Annotated in this window: 6 protein-coding genes; 1 reads left to right on the forward strand and 5 read right to left on the reverse strand. The window is 22.8% G+C overall.

From position 1 onward, the window contains the following. On the forward strand, window positions 1–664 hold a 664-nt coding region (locus tag ACERKK_RS10705; RefSeq protein ID WP_373773071.1), incomplete at its 5' end, for a phosphotransferase. On the opposite strand, the gene ACERKK_RS10710 is transcribed toward ACERKK_RS10705, so the two are convergent. From ACERKK_RS10710 to ACERKK_RS10730, 5 genes are all read right to left on the reverse strand, one after another. After that, window positions 650–1,351: an SOS response-associated peptidase gene (locus ACERKK_RS10710; protein WP_373773072.1), complete on the reverse strand. Its 702-nt coding sequence runs from the start codon at window positions 1,349–1,351 to the stop codon at window positions 650–652. The genes ACERKK_RS10705 and ACERKK_RS10710 overlap by 15 nt on opposite strands. Then, a complete protein-coding gene (locus ACERKK_RS10715) occupies window positions 1,336–2,886 on the reverse strand; it encodes a sensor histidine kinase (RefSeq protein ID WP_373773073.1) in 1,551 nt (516 codons plus the stop codon). Before ACERKK_RS10715 ends, ACERKK_RS10710 begins: the two co-directional genes overlap by 16 nt. Continuing rightward, the gene (locus ACERKK_RS10720) at window positions 2,883–3,293 is read right to left on the reverse strand and encodes a hypothetical protein (protein WP_373773074.1); all 411 of its coding nucleotides are present in this window, start codon (window positions 3,291–3,293) and stop codon (window positions 2,883–2,885) included. The genes ACERKK_RS10715 and ACERKK_RS10720 overlap by 4 nt, the downstream gene beginning before the upstream one ends. Beyond that, window positions 3,293–5,176, reverse strand: coding sequence for a hypothetical protein (locus ACERKK_RS10725; RefSeq protein ID WP_373773075.1), 1,884 nt, complete (start codon window positions 5,174–5,176; stop codon window positions 3,293–3,295). Before ACERKK_RS10725 ends, ACERKK_RS10720 begins: the two co-directional genes overlap by 1 nt. Before the next feature lie 14 nt (window positions 5,177–5,190). Next, window positions 5,191–5,519 (reverse strand): EAL domain-containing protein (locus ACERKK_RS10730; RefSeq protein WP_373773076.1); only part of this gene is annotated, 329 nt, incomplete at its 5' end.

Consider the following 5,519-nt stretch of genomic DNA (forward strand, 5'->3'; position numbering starts at 1 on the left):
TCTTCTTAAATCAAATAAAAACAAATATTTAATTAGAGTTTTTAAACATAAACATAGTTCAAATATAAAAAGAAAATATGAGTATAAAATTCAAAATAAAGCTAGCAAAAAAAATATAGCTGCAAAACCTTATATCTTAGATAAGAAAAATGATTTAATGATTTGTGAATATCTAAAAGGTAAACATAAAAATAAATTAGAAAAAAAAGATATAAAATCACTAATTAAGTCTTTAAAAATTTTACATAAAATCAAATCAGATGAAAAAGCATATGATTTAAAAGCAGATTTTATAAACTATAAAAAGCAACTTCAAGATGAAAAATCTAAAAATTTAGCTTATGAAGCAATAAAAGAGTTAAAAAAGCTAAAAAGATATAAAAAAGATTTAGTAGTAAGTCATCATGATTTAAATATTGGAAATATCTTATTTTATAAAAATCATGTGAAGTTTATTGATTGGGAATTTACAACAATTAATGATAGTTTTTTTGATTTAGCAAATATTTGTGTTGAATTTAAACTTTCTAAAAAAGATGAAAAGATTCTTTTAAAAAGCTATTTTAATAAAATAGAAAAATATCATTTTAAAAAATTAAATAGTTATAAAAAGATATATATAAATCTTTGGAAATTATGGTTTAAAGCATTAGAAAAGAGATAATTGTCCTATCTCTTTTTTTTCTTCTTTTATTTTTTCAAGTTTTTTTATACAAGTTGCTTTATCAAATAATACTTTATTTACCTCATTTGTAACTTCATATAGTTTAATATTTTCGCTTGGATATATTTTAAAAAGCTTATTAACCTCAACTAGTTCACTACAATATAACCAAGTGCTATAATCTTTTTTATCAAGAACAACAGGCATACGATGATGAATTTTTCCTAGTTTTTCATTTGCATCACAAGTTATAAGAGCAACTGTAACTATTTTCATATTTAATTCAAAATCAAAATACTCATCCCAAATACCAGCAAGGCCTAAATAATTACTTTTTATATTAGATACAAAATAAGGTGTTTTCTCTTTATCCTCTTTTGCCCATTCATAAAAACCATTTATTGGAATAATACAACGTCTATTTATAAAAGAGTCTCTAAAAGTTTTTTTCTCAAAAATAGTTTCACTTCTAGCATTTATATTCATAGATTTTTTACTATTAGCCCAAGAAGGTAAATATCCAAAATGTGCATATAAATAGTTTCCATTATTTAAAAGTGCTACAATTGGAATAGTTGGGGCAATATTATATCTTGGATATAAGTTTTCAACCATATCATTTTTGATTAGATTTTGGGCATCTTTTTTAAAACTTTTATCATCATAAATTGCTAATCTTCCTGGCATTTATCTTCTTTATCTTTATTTAAAATAATTCTAAAAACCGCACCTTCACTATCATTTGATACTATTAATTTGCCATTACAATGTTCAGAAATAATCATTTTTGACATATAAAGACCAAGTCCTGTACCATCTTTCTTTATTTTTGTTGAAAAATATGGATCAAATATTTTATCTATATTTTCACTTAATATTCCTCCACCATTATCTTTTACTTCAATAATCATTTTCTTACCTTTTTTATAGGTATTTATTTCAATATATGGATTTTTGATTGACCTTTGAATTAAGACATCTTCTGAATTTTGTAATATATTTAAAAGTACTTGTTTTAATTCATTTGGATATGAATAAAAGCTATCTTCACATTCTAGTTTTTTTATTAGCTTAATACCTTTATTTTTAATTGAAATTTCAATTATTGTTAAAACTACTCTAATTAATTCTGAAAAATTAGTCTCTTGTTTCTCTTTGTTTGATTTAAAGAAATCTCTAAAATCATTTATTGTTAAACTAAGGTGTTCTGCATAAACCGAAATATTTTTAGCTAAAGTAACTGCTGTTTGATTATCTAATTTTCCAAGCTGTGCTTTAAGATTTAAAGCATTACTTGTAGAACTAATTGCTGATAGTGGTTGTCGCCATTGATGTGCTATCATACTTAGCATTTGCCCCATTTGTGCTAATCTACTTTGCTCAATTATTTGTTTATCTTTTTGTCTATTTTTTGCAACTTCATTTTTTATTGTTTCTTCAAGTGTCTTATTAAATTCAATTATCTTTTGTGATTTATTTTTTACTTCTTTAGTTTTTTCTTTTAATTCTTTATTTGTATATTTTAGTTTATTAAATAAAGCTAACTTACTATCTTCTCTTTTTTTATCAAGATATGCAAAAATAAGAATTACTATAAATAAAATAAAAGAAAAATATAAAATCACTTTTAATGAATCATCTAAATTATTCAAAGTCTCAATAATTTTATCATGAGTTTCTAAAGAAAAATCTACAACAATTACAGCTTGTACTTTATCATCTATAATAATTGGTTTTAAGTATGTAATCCATAATGTTTTTATATCTTTATGTTTAAAATATAAAGGCTTTTTAGTTTTATATACTTCATTTAAATCCTTGATATTAGAAGGTGTATACTCTTCTAAAAAATCACTTCTTTCACTAAGTTTTTTTTCACCATCAAGTAGAAATCTAAATACATCATTTTTTTCATCTTCTTTATCTAAAACATAAATATATCTATATCTGTTTGTAATAAAAACTTCTATACTTTTTTCAATATTTTTACGTAATACCTCATCATTCTTTAAAGACTTATATATTGTTTGATTAGTTGATTGTTTAATTAAATTTGAAATATTATTAGTAATATTATCAATATAATCAAGATGAGAATTCATATTTATTTCTTCAACATTCTTTTTTGTTTGAACAAATAAACTATATATAATAAGTGTTGAAAATAATACAATAATAGAAACTATATTAAATATATAATGAGCTTTGATTTTATCAATCATTTAGCATATTTCCTTAGGCTCTGTGGTAAACTCAGTTTATGTTTTTCTATTATATCTAGACGAAATCTAATTTGAGGACGTCCTTTCCTCCAATAAAATGCTCCAAAATAGTTAAGGTTTTTTTTAAAACTTCTATATGTTGTTCCAAATATTGGTTTATCTTTACAATCATTTATTATATTTTCAAAACTATTTCCTATTAAAATATCAGCATTCTTACAGTTATGTACAAGTGTGATTTTTTTACTATTTGATAATATCTCTTCTGTTTTTTTATCAACAAAAGCATTTATACTAATATTATTAAAAAACATAGGTAAAACTTTTTCATATAATTTTAGTTCATAATCCCAATTTGAAGATAATAATGTAACAAGAAAAATCCATGAAATTACTATTTTTTTCATTAAAATAGATATTCCATGCTTAGTATAATCTTTTTATCAATACTTGAAATATTTAAATCAGATTGTGAAAGTGAAGTTGCAGGGTCAACTCTATCATAATTCGTAGTTTTTGCCTTAGAAAATAAGTTCTCACCTTTTAATGAAATATTGAAATCTTTAGTATAGTTATATTTAATTGCAAGAGTATAATCATAATAATTTTTATTATCTATATTATTATTTGAAAAGATTAGTTCATTATATACATCAAACTTTTCATAAGTATTTATATTTCTTAGAATTAGTGTTGAATATTTTCCATCATTAGAATTTGGCATATTTTGTGTTTTTAAATGTCTTAATGATAATAAAAATTTATCATAACTATTGTACTTATATGTTAAGTTGAATGTTGCACTTTTAAAGAATACATCTTTTTCATAGTTATTTAATAAAGTAGTATTATTTGTACTTAAAGAAAGGTAGTTTTTGATTTTTGTATAATCTAAAATAATCTCATATTTTTTATTATCTTTCTCATATATTATATTTTCAATAATAGAGTTTATCTCTTGAGGTTTAATATACCCTGCAGTAATAAATTTATTTTCACTATTTACAAGATAAGGTTCAAGTGAAGTTTCAATATGAGAATTTATAAGTTTATTTGTCCAATTATTAGTAGTATATGTATGCCCTACTCTATATAATAATAATTCATCTTGTTGAATAGAATGATTATTTTTAACATCAATATACTCAACTCCTGTTGTAATAATTGAGTTTTCTTTTAATGAGTATTGATTTTCAATAAAAACTGTTGATACAGCTTGATAATCATAATTATTTGAAGTCTTTGAAATATTATTTACATCTAATTTTTCATAATCAAACTTTTTAAATCTATATTTTACACCTGTCAAAAGTTTATTATTTTGTGCATTAAAATTGTATTTTAGTTCATTTGTATAAACATGAGAATCAGTTTTTGTTTCTTGTGAATAAAGAGTTTGATTATCATCTTTAAAATCTGTTTGAGTATTCATATACCCATAACTAGTTAAAAATGAGAAATTACTATTTTTATAATCATATCCAAGAAAAATGCTTTGATGTTCAATTTTTGCTAAATTAGCACTTGCATCTGTACTTGCATCTACAAAACTATCTCTATTACTTGAAATTGCTTCAAATAAAATACTACTTTTATCATTGTAAAATGACGCTAGAAGATGTGATACTTTTTTATCTCTTGAAAGTTTTTGATTATTACTATAATATTTTTTTCTTTTATCATCATTTAAAGATAAGTATACAAAATATGCCCAATCTTTTTCAAGTTCTTGAGAATAATATCCACTTATATTAGAACTTCCGTATGAGCCTTTTGAAATAGATATTTTTCCACCTTCATCTTTTAAGGCTTTTTTTGAATATAACTTTATTAGTGCATAAGTAGGTTCTGTAGAAAATTCAAAAGATGGATTTTGAGTATATACTTCAACATGGTCAACAAAACCCATATCAATATCACCAAGAATAATAAGTCCACTTCCATATAAGCTTGTAGTTATTTCTTGATTATCTATAAAAACTCTAATTGTACTACTTAAAAAAGGTTGTGTTGAACCTTGGTATAAAGAGTCAGGTAATCCATATCTATTTTCAGTATATCCAACATTTCTTGTTAATTTTAAAATATCTTTTAAGCTTTTAACTTGCATTCTATTTATATCATCACGTGTATAAATAGTAGATATACCACCATTTTCAAGTTTAGTTTTACTTGAAAGGTCAGTTTTCTTTTCTATATCTGTTAGTAACTTATCTATTGTAAAATCATCTACTGCAAATAAGCTACTTTGTAAAAAAAGTAGAAAAAGAAGTTTGTTTATTTTTGACATATTTAAACTAGATTTTAAAGTGGCTCTGGTTTTCCAAAGAAATAACCTTGAGAATAATCAACACCTAATTCTTTTAGAAGTAAATAAATCTCCTCATTTTCAACAAACTCACCAACAACTTCAATATTTTGGCTTTTTGCAAAAGTGATAATTGTTTTTACAATTGATAAAGAATAATCATTTGTTAGAATATCTTTAATTAATGAAGCATCAATTTTAAGAATATCTGGTTGATAATCAAGTAATCTTACAAAATTTGAATACCCAACACCAAAATCATCAATAGCAATTCTTACACCATATTTTTTAGCTCTTGAAATAAAGTTTTTAACAACATTCATAT

This window comes from Poseidonibacter sp., from assembly GCF_041821165.1.
GTDB lineage: Bacteria > Campylobacterota > Campylobacteria > Campylobacterales > Arcobacteraceae > Poseidonibacter.

What these genes read in the sequence shown, in the direction of transcription:
- ACERKK_RS10710 (WP_373773072.1), bottom strand. Translation starts at nt 1,351, where the DNA reads ATGCCAGGAAGATTAGCAATTTATGATGATAAAAGTTTTAAAAAAGAT.
- ACERKK_RS10715 (WP_373773073.1), bottom strand. Translation starts at nt 2,886, where the DNA reads ATGATTGATAAAATCAAAGCTCATTATATATTTAATATAGTTTCTATT.
- ACERKK_RS10720 (WP_373773074.1), bottom strand. Translation starts at nt 3,293, where the DNA reads ATGAAAAAAATAGTAATTTCATGGATTTTTCTTGTTACATTATTATCT.
- ACERKK_RS10725 (WP_373773075.1), bottom strand. Translation starts at nt 5,176, where the DNA reads ATGTCAAAAATAAACAAACTTCTTTTTCTACTTTTTTTACAAAGTAGC.